Raw genomic sequence first — 16,095 nt, forward strand, 5'->3', positions numbered from 1 at the left:
TTCGCACGGCATTGAACAAAAATGCTAAATATTTGTCAATTCAAACGGCAAATGTCAAGTACTCGATTCGTTTAAAAGCTAATCGAACATTTTATTAATATCTTTGTGCTCCCGTTCGTTGACGGACTTGACGGCTAAATGATTAAATAAACAGAAATAGATATGATTGGGAAAAAATTACCCTTTACAAAAGAGCAAATTGAGAAAGTAATCGAAACATATCCAACGCCTTTTCACATTTACGATGAGAAAGCAATGATGGATTATGCCCGCCAGTTTAACGAAGCTTTTTCGTGGAACGAAGGTTTCAAAGAGTACTATGCAATTAAAGCGGCTCCAAACCCTTATTTGATGAAACTGTTACGCAAAGAGAGTTTTGGGATTGACTGTAGCTCGATGGCGGAGTTGGTTTTGGCTGAACGTTTGGGAATGCGTGGTGAGGAAATCATGTTTACATCGAACGACACACCTGCCTACGAGTTTCAAAAAGCGATGGAGCTTGGTGCCATCATCAACCTCGATGATATTAAGCACATCGACTATCTGGAAACCCATGTTGGTTTGCCTGAGCTGGTTTGTTTCCGCTACAATCCCGGTGCATTGAAAGAAGGAAACCTGATTATTGGTAATCCTGAAGATTCAAAATATGGTTTTACCCGCGAGCAATTGTTTGAAGGTTACAAACGCTTGAAAGATAAAGGTGTGAAACGTTTTGGTATTCACACGATGGTCGCTTCGAATGAGTTGGATGCTCACTATTTTGTTGAAACGGCAGACATCATTTTCGACTTGATTGCTGATTTGGCAAAAGAATTGGGAATCCGCTTCGAATTCGCCAACCTTGGCGGTGGTATCGGTATTCCGTATAAAAACGAACATAAGCCTGTTGACCTGAAAGTGGTTAGTGAAGGCATCAAAGAACGTTACGAGAAATACATTGTAGCGAATGGCCTGGATCCGTTGAAAATTTTCTTTGAATCGGGTCGTGCCATTACCGGTCCTTACGGGTACATGGTTTCTGAAGTGCTGCACATCAAAGAAACATATAAGAAATATGCAGGATTGGACTCTTGTATGGCTAACCTGATGCGTCCCGCTTTGTACGGAGCATACCACCATATTACTGTTTTAGGGAAAGAAAAAGAAGCTTGTAAAAGCATCTATGACGTAACGGGTTCGTTGTGTGAGAACAACGATAAATTTGCGATCAACCGTTTGTTGCCGGAGGTTGAACCCGGTGATTTGATGGTTCTTCATGACACGGGGGCTCACGGTCATTCAATGGGCTTCAATTACAACGGTAAATTACGGTCTGCCGAGTTGTTGCTACGCGAAAATGGCGAGGTTGTTCAAATTCGTCGGGCAGAAACGCTGGAAGACTATTTTGCTACCCTCGATTTTGAAGGTGTGAAAGATTTTGAATAGTCTTTTTAAGAAATATAAATCAAACCGGGAAAGCTTCTGTTTCCCGGTTTTTTATTGTCCAAGCTATTGAATTTACGCCGTTTTTGTACCTTTGATCTATGACTGAGCCTTTAAAAATTGGTTTTGATGCGAAGCGTGCTTTTCTGAATTCTACAGGGCTGGGAAGCTACAGCCGGAATACAATTCACGCGTTGAATACCTATTATCCTCATAATGATTATTACCTGTTTACACCTTCAGTAAATCCGGAAATATATGAACCGCCAAAACCATTGGTCACAGTTGCACCGGAAGGGCAGTGGTGGAAAAGTGTCAAGCCGGTTTGGCGAACTTACAAGGTTACAGAGTTGGCTCAAAAATCAGGCTTGGATATTTTTCATGGATTGAGTCACGAGCTGCCGGTTGGTTTGGAGAAAGCGGGCATCCGCTCGGTCGTTACTTTTCACGATTTAATCGTGATGCGATACCCGCGATTCTATCGGGCTGCAGATCGGCGTTTTTATTACCGGAAGTATAAACATGCGGTTAAAGTGGCCGACAAAATCATTGCGATTAGTCAGCAAACGAAGCTTGATTTAGTTGAATATTTGAAGGTTGATGAAAGCCGGATTGAGTTGCTTTATCAATGCGTTAATCCGATGTTTTTTGAAAGATCAAGGCCGGAGGATCTCGAGTTCACACGAGTGAAATACCGGCTCCCTCACCAGTTTATATTGATTCCCGGAACGATTGAAAAGCGTAAAAACCAAGATCAGGTACTCCGTGCAATCGCTGAAAATGAGATCGATTTCCCGATTGTTTTAGTCGGAAAGCAGACGCCCTTTTTTAAGTCGCTAAAACCTTACCTCAAGCAATTGGAAGGTCGAATCATGTTTCTCACTGAAGTTTCAAACCAGGAGTTGAGCCACATCTACCAAATGGCTTATTTATCTATTTTTGTTTCGCTTTTTGAAGGATTTGGTTTGCCGGTTGTTGAGGCGCAGGCTAGCGGTTGTCCAGTTCTTACGTCAAATGTAAGTTCGATGCCGGAAGCTGGCGGAAAAGCGGCTCTTTACGTCAATCCGGAAAAGGTTGATGAGATTGCCGACGGGATTAAATTATTGCTGTCGGATACGAAAATGCGGGAGGAGAGAATTAGCCTGGGATACGAAAATGCCGAGCGATTTCGATCGGAGCAATATGCCCGCGGATTAATGGAAATTTATCAAAAATTATAAGATGCACGAGGATATTAAAAAGGCACTGGAAGTGTTGCAAAAAGGGGGTGTTATTTTATACCCTACCGATACTATTTGGGGAATAGGCTGCGATGCGACCAATGAGGCTGCCGTGAAACGTATTTACGAAATCAAAAAACGAGCGGACTCGAAAAGTATGTTAGTGTTGATGGAGAATATCAATTTTCTGGAGCGTTACATGCAGGAGGTTCCCGAAATTGCCTACAGCCTGATTGAGGTGACAGACAAGCCAATGACGATTATCTATCCGAATGCAAAGAATCTGGCGCCAAATTTACTGGCTGACGATGGCTCGGTTGGCATTCGCCTTACAGAAGAACGTTTTTCGCAACAACTCATCCAGCGTTTTCGGAAACCGATTGTTTCAACTTCTGCGAACATTAGCGGAGAAGCGTCGCCGGCAATTTTTGATGAAGTGAGTGACGAAATTAAAAGTGCGGTCGACTATGTTGTGAAATACCGGCAAGATGACGTCAGCCCGGCTAAACCGTCAAGTATTATTAAACTGGGGGTTGGCGGTGAGATTCAGATAATCAGGGAGTAGAACGAGCGTAATAAAAAAAGGCGGAAAGCAGGATAGTCCTGATTTCCGCCTTTTTTTGAATCGTTTTTGTCCGATAATTAGAATTCGGTTACTTTCCCCGATCCCGCGATGGATTGATCAATCATTGGATTGCCGTTGTAACGAACACCACCCGAACCTGCAATGCGGGCTTTCAGGCTGTGATTACAATGCACCTCTGCTCCACCAGAGCCGGAAATGCGAACAGAGACATCTTCTGCTTCAAAATCAGCTCCTTTGAATCCACCTGAACCGGAAATGGTGATGCTGAGATCAGTCGCATTGCCATCGCCATCCACATAAACATTTCCACTACCGGAAAGCATCGCTGTTACCCGCTCCGCGACCAAATCATCGAGTTTGATTTTTCCGCTGCCGCTAACATTGAGGTTTAGAATCCGAGATTTAATTGGTCCGTCATTGAAAATATCGCCGGACCCGGAAACGGTGATTGCGTTAACCTCCGGAACAGTAATGTAAATCTCAACTTTACCGGTTTCAAAAGTTTTCCAGATTTTGCTGCTGCTTTTCAGTCGGATGACCAATTCGCGATCTTTCACCTCGGTAATCAGCTCATCAAGTGTCGATTCTTTTGCCACGATTTCTACCGATTGTTTGTCACCTTGTGCCAAATAAAGCTTGGCATCAATTCGTAACGAAATCTCTGAAAAGGCTGCAACTTCACGTGTTACGTTTTCTGCTTTCACTTGGTTAATCCCAATGAGCATGAATACCATCATCAGGAAACCAGTCATTTTTGTTTTCATCTGTTTCATTTTCTTATTGTTTTCTGTTATGGTTGAAAGGGTACATGGCTAAAGACCCTCTAAAAATTGAAAAGTTGCATGTCTCTATAAAAATCAGAGATCAAAGATCCCTTCGGGGCACTGCAGTTCCATTTCTTTTTTGTCCTCATCAAAACGGGTGAGGAAATCTTCGCTAAACGGAACCAACACCTCCTGCTTATTATAGGTTACCGTGAGAATCAGGTTTCCGGCATAATCGTCAACCTGAACAACCGGGCCAATTTTACCTTTTTCGCTATCGTAGAGTGTATAGCCCACCAGCATGTGCAAGCCTAGTTCGTTGTTATCAAGAATGAGATCGTCTTTTAAGATGTAGACTGAACAACCACAGATCTTGCGGGCTTGTTCTTCACTGTCAATCCAATCGAATAAAACCAGGGCTGATTCTCCCGAGCGAAAACGAAGCCCTTCGTCCTGGATGAAAAAGGGAACTAACAGGCCATCAATCTCAAGAAAGAGAGTGGGCATTTCGTCAAGGCTTTCTTCGTACTCCGGTTCAAACTGAAGGACGACTTCGCCTTTTATTCCGTGTGGTTTTTGCAGGTAACCAATTTTCTGACAATCGACTTTGGGTATTGTTTCCATGAATACAAAATTATAAAAAGCGTCGGTTTTTTTAGAGCGCTTTACTTGATCAGGTGTATAAATAGCGTTTAATATTTCGTTTGGGCGTTTTCTCGAACTCGGTTTCAACCAGCTCGATTTTAGAAATCTGGCTGTATTTCGCCAGTTCTTTATTTACTTTTAGCCGGTAGTCATCTATAATTCGGCTGATATCTTCCGGTTTTGAATGGTGATGTATTTGCAGACATTCGTAATCAGGAAAAACCAAAGCGACCAATTTACCATCGCGGTCGACAACGACACATTCCTGTATAAAATGTTGGCTGCTTAGTTTAGCCTCAATTTCTTCCGGATAAATGTTTTGGCCGGATGGTCCAAGCAACATGTTTTTACTACGTCCACGAATGTAGATGAAGTTGTTCGGGTCTGTAATTCCCAAATCGCCCGTTCGGAGCCAACCATCCTCGTCGATCGTTTGCGCTGTTGCTTCCGGATTTTTGTAGTAGCCGGCCATGACGTGATCGCCTTTCACCATAATTTCGCCTACTTCATTGTAAGGATCGGCAGAATCAATTTTCAGTTGCAGTTGATCGACCAATTTACCGGCGGAATGAGGGCGGGTTTTGTCCCAGGATTGGTACGAAATTAATGGTCCGCATTCGGTCATTCCGTAGCCTATTGTAAAGGGGAACTTAATTTTGCGGAAGAAATCTTCGACTTCGCGGTTGAGGGCTGCACCACCGATGACAATTTCGTAGAATCGTCCGCCAAAGGTTTCAACCAGCTTTTGCTTGACCTTTCTATGTAGCAGGGTATTTATGCCGGGAACTTTCAATAAAAAGCTCATCAAAGGTTTTTCCAATGCCGGTTGAATTTGCTTGTTGTAGATCTTTTCGATCACCAGTGGAACCGACAGAATGAGGTGTGGCTTAACTTCTTTGAAGGCTTTTACAATGATTTGCGGTGTTGGTGGCTTGGTCAGAAAAGTGATGTGGCAACCAAGGGTAACCGGAAACAGGAATTCGAATAACAAACCAAAAACATGCGCCATGGGTAAAAACGAAACAATCTGATCACCTTGTTTTAGTGGCATGTGTTCGCGGGCAAAACGAATATTCGATTTTAGACTTCGCGCCGGTAGAATAACTCCTTTTGTAAAACCCGAAGTTCCCGAAGTGTATGAAATAACGCAGATATCTTCATCCTCCAGCTCAACAGGCATGAAAATGTCGGTCGAAAACGGGGGGCGTGAGGTGTTCGGGAGACGCCAGAAATTCAGAATTTCCGTTGTTTTGGCCCAAACGGGGTCCATGCGTTGGAGGCTGATGACGGCTTGGAGACCGTTCATTTCTGCCAGATCCAGTTTTTCAAACAATTGATCGGCGGCAAATAAAAGTTTCGATTCGCTGTGTTTAACGATGTGATGAACGTCAGCCGGGTTGAAGTCTGGCAAAACGGGCACGGCTACAGCGCCGTAGCTAATTGTAGCCAAAAAAGTGATTCCCCAATGCGAAGAGTTCCGTCCAAACAGGGCAACTTTGTCTCCTTTCTTCAGCTGGCATTGTTCAAAAAATCCGTGTATCTGGTAGATTAATTTAGCAGCGTCACCATACGTGTAGCTAATTCCTTCGTAGTCGGAAAAAACCTGAAAATCTTTGTTTTCCTGAAATGATTGCTTGTAGTAAGCGATTAATCCCTTTTCATTCATAATACAATTCTCCTCAATCTTAAGCTCTTGCCGGCAATTGTTTTCTGCAGAATAAGCGGGATAGTACCCGTTACATTTTCGCATAATCGCCGAAAGAACAGCCTTCAAATGTAAGATTTTCTTGAAGTTATAACAATGTTTGCCAGCGACATGTTGCAGTGCGGCGTTCTGCGCAAGCGGGAGGCGAATGTTGACAAGAGATAATAAATTCTTTTAATCTCGCGAATGGTTGCTATTAGTTACAATCTTTAACAGAATTGCAATGAATGTCTTTTAAATCGACGAATTTACTTTCAGATTGATTTGTAGTGATAGTGCTTTACCTTCGTTTTTTATTGTAAATTGCCACTAAGGCTCTGGGCGACAGATATTCAAATTCAATTAGAATGATCTTCGTCCACCTTTTTTTATATTTTTGCCGCCTGTTAACCTTTAATCAAAGAATTGAAATTACTATGAAAAAGCTTTTATTAATCCTGTTTGCTGTTGCCCTTTCGGGTGTTGTTTCTGCTCAAAACATCCAATTTCATTACGACTTTGGAAAAGAACGCAAGTTGGTTACCACTACGGTTGAAATGTTCCGTCCGGATAAGTATGGTTCAACTTTCTTTTTTATTGACATGGATTACAGTTCGGATGCGCGCAATGTCGACAATGGTGTGTCGTTGGCGTATTGGGAAATTGCCCGTGCTTTTAAATGGAAGGAAACGCAGGCGATTATGCCGCGTGTTGAGTACAACGGCGGTACGATGTCTGTTGGCGGTAGCACGTTTATTCCGATTGAAAACTGCTGGATGGCCGGTGTTGAACATACCTGGGCATCAAGCGACTTTTCTAAAATTCTGACCCTTCAGGCGAACTATAAACGCATTAAAGATAAGGAGGATGCGTCGTTCCAGTTAACGGCTGTTTGGACGATCAAAATGCTGGATGGTAAACTTGTTTTTGATGGTTTTGCCGATTTCTGGAAAGAAGAAATGTTCTGGGGCACAAAGAATTTCCGTTTCTTAACTGAACCGCAGCTTTGGTATAACTTCTGCAACAACTTCGCTGCCGGATCTGAAATTGAAATCAGTAGTAATTTTGCTGAAGATGGTTGGCAGGTGAATCCAACTTTGGCCGTGAAATATACCTTTTAAACCAAATACTTTTAGATTATGCAAAATTTTTTCAAGCTAAAAGAAAACAATACAACGGTTAAAACGGAAGTCCTTGCCGGGATTACCACGTTTATGACCATGGCCTATATTTTGGCTGTAAACCCTGATATTCTCTCTGCAGCCGGAATGGACAAAGGTGCTGTTTTTACGGCAACTGCTTTAGCGGCTGTAGTTGGTACTTTAGTTATGGCTTTATTGGCTCGCCTGCCTTTTGCTTTGGCACCGGGTATGGGACTGAATGCCTTCTTTGCTTTCTCGGTTTGTTTGGGAATGGGACACGACTGGCAGTTTGCCTTAACTGCTGTTTTTCTGGAAGGTATTATCTTCATCTTACTGACGGCTTTCAATATTCGTGAAATGATCGTGAATGCGATTCCGACGAATATAAAACATGCTATATCTGTCGGGATTGGCTTGTTTATCGCTTTTATCGGCTTGAAAAACGCTGGTATTATTATTTCAAATCAAGCGACTATGGTTGCTTTGGGCGATATTACCGATATCACCGGAAATGCAGGTGCTGTAATTGCATTGATTGCACTGGTGGCTACCGGTGTCTTGTTGGCTTTGCGCGTAAAAGGTGCATTGCTAATCGGGATTCTGATCGGCACCGTTTTGGGCATTCCGTTCGGAGTAACCCATTTGCCGCAATCTTTCGAAATGACGCCTCCTTCATTAAGTCCCATTTTTATGCAATTTGAATGGACTTCGATTCTGTCGATGGATATGCTTTTAGTGGTATTTACCTTCTTGTTTGTCGACATGTTCGACACAGTTGGAACTTTGATCGGAGTTTGCTCCAAAGCCAATATGTTGGATGAAGAAGGTCGTGTGCCACGTGTAAAACAAGCGTTGTTTGCCGATGCGCTCGGTACTACTTTCGGAGCGATCTTGGGAACATCTACGGTTACTACTTATGTAGAAAGTGCCGCCGGTGTTGCTGAAGGTGGAAAAACTGGATTAACAGCTTTGACAACTGCACTCTTATTTGCACTGGCTTTGTTTTTCTCTCCAATCTTTCTGATGATTCCTGGTGCCGCTACTGCTCCGGCTTTGATTTTAGTTGGTGCAATGATGATGACTCCGATTAAAAACATCAGCCTGGATGATTACACGGAATCTATCCCGGTTTTCCTGACGATCATTATGATGCCGTTGGCTTTCTCTATTGCTGAAGGTATCGTGTTTGGTATGTTGTCGTATGTTCTGTTGAAAGTGTTGACCGGCAAAACCAAAGATATTAGTCCAATCATGTATGTATTGGCTGTTTTATTTGTTATCTCATTCTTCATATAAAAGGATCAAAAGACAAAATAGATGCAGAGAGGAGCGGCCGGAAAGTCGCTCCTTTTTTTATAGCATATCGACGAAAATGGAAGTAGGAGGATTTCGAATTGAAAAATTTGTATTTTTGTCGCCATACGAGGGTTGTTAGCTCAGTTGGTTTAGAGCATTACCTTGACAGGGTAGGGGTCACTGGTTCGAATCCAGTACAACCCACAGGAATGGCGGAATTGTTAGATTTTGCCATTTTTTATTTGGAACAATCATCAATTGTTTTGCCCGAATTTAAGATCTGTTGCACACATTTAAATCAAGCTGTTTATCTCTTTTACAGGGATTTTCTTTCGTGGAAATGAGGTAGTCAGTTGGGCTGAGTCGATGATTTGCAGCGAGTTTATTCCCAAATTTTAACTAATATTATCCCCAGATTTGTATTGGAAATGGGGAATTTAGAAGACGGTTTAACGATTGAACGACTGCAGGCAGGCGACGAAAAGGCGTTTCGTGTGCTGTTTGATCAGTTCTTTGCGTCGTTGTGCCTTTTCGCAAAAAAGTACGTCATTGATGCCGATGCTTCCGAAGATTTGGTTCAGGATGCTTTCCTCAAATATTGGGACAAACGGAGCGATTTCGAAAATCTTTACAAGGTCAAGTCATACCTTTACCTGGTGGTCCGTAATTCCTGTCTAAACTACATTCGCGACAATAACAAGAAGCTTTCAGGCGCCGAAAATCTGGAAATAGAATCCAATGATTTCTTTATTGAATCGCTGATGGAGGAAGAAGCCTATCGGATTTTTTACAATGCTGTTGAAAGTCTTCCACAACAGATGCGCACGGTAATTTATTGCTCGCTCGAAGGATTGAAAAATGCCGAGATCGCCGAAAAGATGGCACTTTCCGAACATGCTATTCATGCTTACAAGAAGAAAGCGTATAAAAAGCTGAAGGAGAGCCTGAAGGATCATTATTATTTGGCCGAGTTGTTAATATTATTGCTGCATTCCTGAAACTAAGAAACCTGAGGTGGTCTCCATTTCACTTTAATAAAATGCGTAGAAAACGACTTGTTTTCTGACTCTTTTCTATCCATTCATCCTCTTCCCGGATAAAAACAAGTGCAATTTTTAAAGAAATATTACAAAAATCCCAAATCAGGCATACCATGTTTCGAACTGGATGTGTTATAGGGGTAGTTTTTTGAAATCATTTAGTCGTCAATTCGAATGAATAAAGATCATTTTGACATTAGTATACTTGTTGGGAAATATCTCTCCAACGAATTATCTGCAGAGGACCGTGAAGAGTTGGATAAGTGGTTGAGCCAATCCGGCGAAAATCAGTTTTGGTTTGAGAAGGTGACTTCTGAAAACTATAAAAAAGAAAAACTGAAAATGCTTCGGTCTGTAAAAACGGAGGCTGGATGGCAGACCATGGTTGAACGGCGCAATAAGAAGCGTGCGATTAGGAGGTTACAAAGCTTGACGAAGTATGCGGCGGTTGTCGTTTTGTTATTCGCGACCGCTGTTTGGGTTTTTAAACCTTCGTCAACGCAGGAAAATCTGGAAATAGCCGCTGAAAACATCCTCCCGGGCTCCAGACAGGCGAAATTGGTTTTGAGTACAGGAGAAACCATTGATTTGGCAAATTCAGATGATGAGGTTGTTGAGGAGAAAAATGGAACCAGAATTAACCTTGGGAAAGAACGTTTGGCTTATGATGATGCGAATCCGAGCAGTGAGGTGGAACTGGCCTACAATGAACTGATTGTTCCCAGAGGAGGGGAGTATTCCATTACTTTGAGTGATGGGACAGAGGTTTTTTTAAACGCGGATTCGAAATTAAGATACCCGGTTAAATTTAGCTCAGGTGAAAGGAATGTTGAGCTGGACGGTGAAGCGTATTTCAAAGTCGCTCATAATAAAGAAGCGCCGTTTCGGGTAAAAACCAATGATATGCAAGTGGAGGTATTAGGTACAGAGTTCAATATTTCTGCTTACTCTGAAGACAACTCGATTCAGACGACTTTGATTAATGGATCGGTGAAAGCTACAAATTTACTCCATCATCAAGATATTATTCTAGAGCCCGGACAGCAGGCTGAATTGGAAAAGAACAGCGGGCAGATGAGTGCCGAAAATGTCGATATCTCTTTCTCCGTGGCGTGGAGAAACGGGCTGCTGCGATTTGATGAAAAGCCTCTTGGCGAGATTATGAAGACCATTGAGCGGTGGTACGATGTTGAAGTTGTTTTCGATGATCCGGAAGTGGCGGGTATCGATTTCGGCTGTAACCTGAGCCGTTATTCAACTATTGAGCCGCTGATGAGAATCTTTGAAGCGACCGGTACTGTTGGTGTTTCCATCGAGGGCCGAACAATTCACTTAAGTAAAGTAGTAAAAGAACAAAAAGCTGTTTAGGAGGACTCTGAATCAACGGTATTTGAATGATGCCGTTGTCGATGAGGATAAATAAATCTGTTTATCTCTAATGTAGTACAACAATAAACTTTTATCTCTATGAAAAAACAACTCCAAAATCTTCGTTTTCGAAGATTAAAATTGAAGTATGCCTGCCTAACTGGTTTGGCGGCCATATTTCTGCTTTTTTCAATCCCGGGGAATGCATATGCCTCAGAGCAAAACGACACGATTAATTTGTCGTTGAGAAATGCGTCGCTGAAGGAAGTGCTTTGGGAAATTGAAAAACGAACAGATTTTGTGTTCGCCTATAACGCTGAAGACATCACGCAGATTCAGAACCTTAATGTTGACATCAATAGTAAATCAATCGCTGAAACCTTGGAGATCTGTTTGCAGGGAACTGGTTTGACTTACGTTGTTGAGCAAAATGTGATTGTTCTTAAAAAGGCTGAATTGCCACAAAGCCAGGAAGAGAAAAAAACAATTACAGGTAAAGTGCTCGACAGTCAAAATCTTCCGATGCCTGGAGTCACGGTTCGTTTGAAAGGAACGAACATCGGCGTGTATACTAATCAGGATGGGGAATTTAGTCTGAAAGCAAATTTACCGGCTGATGCAGTACTTTTGTTTACGTTCATTGGTATGGAGTCTGCGGAAGTTGCGGTAGAAGGCCGTACCAGCTTGACAGTAACAATGAAAGAAGATGCGCAGGATGTGTCGGAAGTCGTTGTAACGGGTGCTTTTACCCGTAAAGCCAATACTTATACGGGTGCTGTTACAACGGTAAAACGCGATGAACTGTTGAAAATGAGTACTCAAAACGTGTTGAGTGGTTTAGCCAACATTGATCCTTCATTTGTGAAGGTCGACAATCTTGCTGCCGGTTCAGACCCCAATGCTGTTCCCAACTACCAGATGCGTGGTACAAGTTCTATTTCTCAAAACTTTCAAAGTCAATACGAAAATGATCCCAACCAGCCGTTGTTTATTCTGGATGGTTTTGAGACCAGTATTGAAAAAATCAAAGATCTCGATATCAACATGATTGAGAGTATTACCCTGCTGAAAGACGCTACTGCGAAGGCAATCTACGGGTCGAAAGGTGCAAACGGTGTTGTAGTTGTCGAAAGCCGCCGTCCTGAGGGAGGTAAACTAAGAGTGACCTACAATGGAGGAGTTTCACTTGAAATGCCCGACTTATCCAGTTACGATTTGGCCAATGCGGGCGAAAAATTGGAAATCGAGCGGATGGCCGGACTTTACGAATCGGACAGTTATGAAGATCAGTTGGGTTTAGATCAGGTTTATAACAACAAAATGTTGGATGTTCTACGTGGCGTTGATACCGATTGGATGGCTCAGCCGGTTCGCACGGGTGTTGGGCAAAAGCATTCTGTATATATCGATGGGGGAGATGACGTTTTACTGTATGGCGTTGACCTGTTTTATAATAATGTTCAGGGAGCACTGAAAGGATCGGATCGCGAGACTTTTAGCGGTGGTATTACGCTCACTTACCGAAAAAAGAACCTTTTGATCAGGAATCGATTGGCTGTAACGAACAACGAAAGTAATAATTCGCCCTATGGTGAGTACTCTCAGTATGCCTTGATGAATCCTTATAGCCGGATTCATGATGAAGATGGAGAAGTCGTACAATCATACAATTACAACGGAACAGATGAGCCAAACCCGATATGGAATACGACCATTAATACAACAGACCGTTTAACCTACACCGACATCACCAATAATTTCTATGGTGAATGGACGGTTAGTCAGGGATTGAAAGTAATTGGTCGATTAGGTATTAGTGCAAAGGATACAAAATCAGATGTGTTTAAACCGGCCTCGCACACTGATTTTATTGGTTACACTGATGTTTTACGAAAAGGAAGCTATAGGCAAACGAATGGCAAATCAAATTACATGAATGGAGATTTGGGCGTGAGTTACTCGTTCGTGAAAGGTAAGCACTTGGTATTTATGAACGGTCAGGCGAATTTTGCCGGTAACAGTTACGATCGGGTTGTTGTGGCAGCCGAAGGATTTCCAAACGACCAAATGGATCACATCATATTCGGTGCTCAATATGCGGATGGTGGAAAACCAACCGGAGCAGAGGGGATTAGTCATTCTGCCGGTGGATTGTTATCGACGAACTATTCTTACGACGAACGATATTTGTTCGATGCTAACTACCGGTTAACGGGATCTTCAGAATATGGAGAAAACAAGCGCTGGGGAAGTTTCTGGTCGGTTGGTGCTGGTTGGAACATGCACAAAGAAGCATTCCTGGTTGGAAACCCGGTAATCAGTCTCTTGAAACTTCGGTTTTCGATGGGCTACACCGGTTCTCAGGGATTCAACACCTACGAAGCACTTTCAACTGTTCGCTACTACGAAAACAGTGTGTACAATGGGAATATTGGTTCATACCTGGTTAGTTTGGCAAATCCGGACCTGAGATGGCAATCAAAATATGATAAAAGTTTGGGGCTCGATTTTGCTTTGTTAAAGAACAGAATCAGCGGGCGTTTTGACTACTATGTTGCGAACACCGAAGATATGTTGACCGACGTAACTTTGCCGCCATCAACCGGTTTTGGCTATTACCGGGCTAACCTGGGAAAAACACAGAACAAGGGGGTTGAAGCAAACCTGAATGTGCGAGCTTACCAAGGGAAATCCGGACGGGATTACCTGAACTTTTACGCATCGGTAGCCCATAACAAGAATAAGCTGAAAGAAATCTCAAACAGCCTGAAAGCATTCAACGATAGCCAGGATACGGCAAAAGAAGGCGAAGAAATCGACGATAATTTTTCCAATATTACAACTCCTTCAGTTCGTTTTGTCGAAGGGCAATCCATCAACACCATTTGGGCCGTTCAATCTTTGGGTATTGATCCTCAAAGCGGTCAAGAGATTTTCGTGAAAAAGGATGGGACGACAACTTATATTTGGGATGCAGACGACCAAATTGCAGCCGGCGACGCGATGCCCAGCGTGACTGGTAACATCGGAATCAGCTCCGAGTTTAGTAACATCGGGTGTAACATTTCGTTCTACTACCGCTTGGGCGGACAGATCTACAACTCAACGCTGGTGAATAAAGTTGAGAATGCCGATGTGACTTACAATGTTGATCGTCGTGTATTTACTGATCGTTGGCAGGCGGAAGGCGATGTGGCCCGCTTTAAATCAATTGCCGACAAATCATATACCCGTCCGACGACTCGCTTTGTTGAAGATTACAACACGTTAACGCTTTCGTCGGTGAACTTCTACTACGATTTCAGAGACACCCGGTTGGTGAAAAACTCGTTCTTGCAACAATTAAGAATGAACGTCAACCTGAATGACCTCTTTGTTATTTCTTCGGTAAAAACAGAGCGTGGTACTTCTTATCCCTTTGCCCGCAACGCAACATTTACAATTCAAGCAACTTTTTAATCAAGACTTCCTATGAGAAAATATATTAATCAACATATGCTACGCGGAGCAATTGCCCTTTGTTTTTTGGGTTTGGTGCTTAGCTCCTGTGAAGATTATTTCGATGTAAGTCCAAAATCGCAAATCCCAACCGATGATCTTTTTAGCTCGGAAACCGGCTTTTTCGATCAGTTAACCGGCGTGTATTCGCAAATGGCGAGCTCGAAACTTTACGGGCAGGAAATGACCTTTGGACTGGCCGAGGTTTTATCGCAGAATTACGACATGGACGCTTCTAATACTTATCGATATGCCGCAGAGTACAACTATGACAACAGTGGTGTTAAGTCGCGTATCGATGGAGTTTGGGTTGGCTCCTATAACTGTATCGCTAACCTTAATGTGATGTTAGACTATTACAACACGGTTGACTCAACGATTTTCAAAGAAAATCATTACAATCTTTATCGTGGTGAAGCTTTGGGCTTGCGTGGGTTCTTACACTTTGAGCTGTTGAAGGCTTTTTCACCAAGCCCGGCAAGCAACAGCCAAGCAATGGCTATTCCTTATGTTACAGCTTACGAACCTGCCATAACTTCACAAAAAACTGTTGACGAGACTATTGATTTGGTTATTGAGGACCTTACCGATGCGCTGAGCTATTTAAAGAGCGATTCACTGTACACTGGCTCTGATCGATTCAGTTTTAGCAGTGCCCGCCGGTACTATTTCAATTACTATGCTGCCAAGCAGATATTAGCCCGGGCATACCTTTGGAAAGGTGACTTGGACAAAGCAGCAGAAGTGGCTGAAGAGATTATTGTCGACTATGAAGATGAGAACAATACGCCTGTTGTCTGGACTCATTTTACTGAATTGCAAGGAAGACCGAGTACCCAAATTAACCGGATTTTTGAGCGGGAGCTTACTTTTCGATTAGATATTCCGAACATGGAGGATCTTGTTGATCCGTTTTTTACAGAAGAGGCAGGAAGTAATTCTTTCTACTTGACGGAAGAAAAGTTGGATCTCATTTTCGAAAAAACACGTAATGGGTTGGGTAACGATTTCCGTTCGCTTTATGGTATTGAGTACGATGGGGAGCATCAATACCCATGGAAATACCACCAATATGGCTCGTATGACGACATTATGCCGGTAATCCGTAAATCCGAGATTTACTACATCGCAGCAGAGGCTGAGAAAACGATCAATCCAACACGTTCGATTGAGTTGTTGAATATTGTTAGAAGTTACCGCAATATCACTGATGACAATGTGTTGCCGGAGACGCTGACTTCGGAAGAGATTCAGCAAGAGATTTTTAAGGAATACCGGAAAGAGTTTCTGGGTGAAGGACAACTGTTCTTCTATTATAAACGATTGAATCTGTCAACCGTCGAAGGTGCTCCGGTTGGTGCAAACGATGCAGTTTATGTTTGGCCTATGCCCGATAATGAGATTGAGTTTGGAGGCCGCTAATTCATTTA

At 42.7% G+C, this 16,095-nt stretch carries 12 protein-coding genes and 1 tRNA gene; 10 read left to right on the forward strand and 3 right to left on the reverse strand.

Going from position 1 to position 16,095, the window contains the following annotated elements; genetic code table 11:
- Positions 1-162 precede the first annotated feature (162 nt).
- The 3 genes from GJV22_RS15840 to GJV22_RS15850 all read left to right on the forward strand — a co-directional run bounded on the left by GJV22_RS15840 (position 163) and on the right by GJV22_RS15850 (position 3,207).
- Complete coding sequence (locus GJV22_RS15840; RefSeq protein WP_163715988.1) at positions 163-1,425, forward strand: diaminopimelate decarboxylase family protein; 1,263 nt, start codon at positions 163-165, stop codon at positions 1,423-1,425.
- A gap of 98 nt (positions 1,426-1,523) precedes the next feature.
- The gene (locus GJV22_RS15845) at positions 1,524-2,642 is read left to right on the forward strand and encodes a glycosyltransferase family 4 protein (RefSeq protein ID WP_163715990.1); all 1,119 of its coding nucleotides are present in this window, start codon (positions 1,524-1,526) and stop codon (positions 2,640-2,642) included.
- A 1-nt stretch (position 2,643) separates the two neighbouring features.
- Positions 2,644-3,207, forward strand: a complete 564-nt coding sequence (locus GJV22_RS15850) for an L-threonylcarbamoyladenylate synthase (protein ID WP_163715993.1) — start codon at positions 2,644-2,646, stop codon at positions 3,205-3,207.
- A gap of 77 nt (positions 3,208-3,284) precedes the next feature.
- Here the strand turns inward: GJV22_RS15850 and GJV22_RS15855 are convergent, their stop codons facing one another.
- The 3 genes from GJV22_RS15855 to GJV22_RS15865 form a co-directional block, all read right to left on the reverse strand.
- Positions 3,285-4,001 (reverse strand): head GIN domain-containing protein, encoded by a 717-nt coding sequence (locus tag GJV22_RS15855; protein ID WP_163715996.1) that lies wholly within the window; start codon positions 3,999-4,001, stop codon positions 3,285-3,287.
- Positions 4,002-4,085: 84 nt separating this feature from the next.
- The gene (rimM, locus tag GJV22_RS15860; protein WP_163716000.1) at positions 4,086-4,616 is read right to left on the reverse strand and encodes a ribosome maturation factor RimM; all 531 of its coding nucleotides are present in this window, start codon (positions 4,614-4,616) and stop codon (positions 4,086-4,088) included.
- Positions 4,617-4,665: 49 nt separating this feature from the next.
- Complete coding sequence (locus GJV22_RS15865) at positions 4,666-6,303, reverse strand: AMP-binding protein (RefSeq protein WP_163716003.1); 1,638 nt, start codon at positions 6,301-6,303, stop codon at positions 4,666-4,668.
- 455 nt (positions 6,304-6,758) lie between these two features.
- Between GJV22_RS15865 and GJV22_RS15870 the strand changes: the two genes are divergently transcribed.
- From GJV22_RS15870 to GJV22_RS15900, 7 genes are all read left to right on the forward strand, one after another.
- Entirely contained in the window at positions 6,759-7,442 is a 684-nt protein-coding gene (locus GJV22_RS15870; RefSeq protein ID WP_163716005.1) for a DUF5020 family protein, read from the forward strand.
- 18 nt (positions 7,443-7,460) lie between these two features.
- Entirely contained in the window at positions 7,461-8,759 is a 1,299-nt protein-coding gene (locus tag GJV22_RS15875) for an NCS2 family permease (protein WP_163716008.1), read from the forward strand.
- A 129-nt stretch (positions 8,760-8,888) separates the two neighbouring features.
- Positions 8,889-8,963: transfer RNA gene (locus tag GJV22_RS15880), tRNA-Val, on the forward strand.
- 224 nt (positions 8,964-9,187) lie between these two features.
- Positions 9,188-9,757 (forward strand): RNA polymerase sigma-70 factor, encoded by a 570-nt coding sequence (locus tag GJV22_RS15885; RefSeq protein ID WP_163716011.1) that lies wholly within the window; start codon positions 9,188-9,190, stop codon positions 9,755-9,757.
- A 216-nt stretch (positions 9,758-9,973) separates the two neighbouring features.
- A complete protein-coding gene (locus GJV22_RS15890) occupies positions 9,974-11,167 on the forward strand; it encodes a FecR family protein (RefSeq protein WP_163716014.1) in 1,194 nt (397 codons plus the stop codon).
- 99 nt (positions 11,168-11,266) lie between these two features.
- Positions 11,267-14,626 (forward strand): SusC/RagA family TonB-linked outer membrane protein, encoded by a 3,360-nt coding sequence (locus tag GJV22_RS15895; protein ID WP_163716016.1) that lies wholly within the window; start codon positions 11,267-11,269, stop codon positions 14,624-14,626.
- Positions 14,627-14,638: 12 nt separating this feature from the next.
- Complete coding sequence (locus GJV22_RS15900) at positions 14,639-16,087, forward strand: RagB/SusD family nutrient uptake outer membrane protein (RefSeq protein WP_163716019.1); 1,449 nt, start codon at positions 14,639-14,641, stop codon at positions 16,085-16,087.
- The last annotated feature ends 8 nt before the right edge of the window (positions 16,088-16,095 follow it).

It is taken from the genome of Mangrovibacterium lignilyticum (genome assembly GCF_010882175.1).
In the GTDB taxonomy this organism is placed as follows: Bacteria; Bacteroidota; Bacteroidia; order Bacteroidales; family Prolixibacteraceae; genus Mangrovibacterium; species Mangrovibacterium lignilyticum.

Coding starts and splice junctions, on each gene's coding strand:
- GJV22_RS15870 (WP_163716005.1), top strand. CDS start 6,759: ATGAAAAAGCTTTTATTAATCCTGTTTGCTGTTGCCCTTTCGGGTGTT.
- GJV22_RS15885 (WP_163716011.1), top strand. CDS start 9,188: ATGGGGAATTTAGAAGACGGTTTAACGATTGAACGACTGCAGGCAGGC.
- GJV22_RS15845 (WP_163715990.1), top strand. CDS start 1,524: ATGACTGAGCCTTTAAAAATTGGTTTTGATGCGAAGCGTGCTTTTCTG.
- rimM (WP_163716000.1), bottom strand. CDS start 4,616: ATGGAAACAATACCCAAAGTCGATTGTCAGAAAATTGGTTACCTGCAA.
- GJV22_RS15850 (WP_163715993.1), top strand. CDS start 2,644: ATGCACGAGGATATTAAAAAGGCACTGGAAGTGTTGCAAAAAGGGGGT.
- GJV22_RS15840 (WP_163715988.1), top strand. CDS start 163: ATGATTGGGAAAAAATTACCCTTTACAAAAGAGCAAATTGAGAAAGTA.
- GJV22_RS15865 (WP_163716003.1), bottom strand. CDS start 6,303: ATGAATGAAAAGGGATTAATCGCTTACTACAAGCAATCATTTCAGGAA.
- GJV22_RS15875 (WP_163716008.1), top strand. CDS start 7,461: ATGCAAAATTTTTTCAAGCTAAAAGAAAACAATACAACGGTTAAAACG.
- GJV22_RS15890 (WP_163716014.1), top strand. CDS start 9,974: ATGAATAAAGATCATTTTGACATTAGTATACTTGTTGGGAAATATCTC.
- GJV22_RS15895 (WP_163716016.1), top strand. CDS start 11,267: ATGAAAAAACAACTCCAAAATCTTCGTTTTCGAAGATTAAAATTGAAG.
- GJV22_RS15900 (WP_163716019.1), top strand. CDS start 14,639: ATGAGAAAATATATTAATCAACATATGCTACGCGGAGCAATTGCCCTT.
- GJV22_RS15855 (WP_163715996.1), bottom strand. CDS start 4,001: ATGAAACAGATGAAAACAAAAATGACTGGTTTCCTGATGATGGTATTC.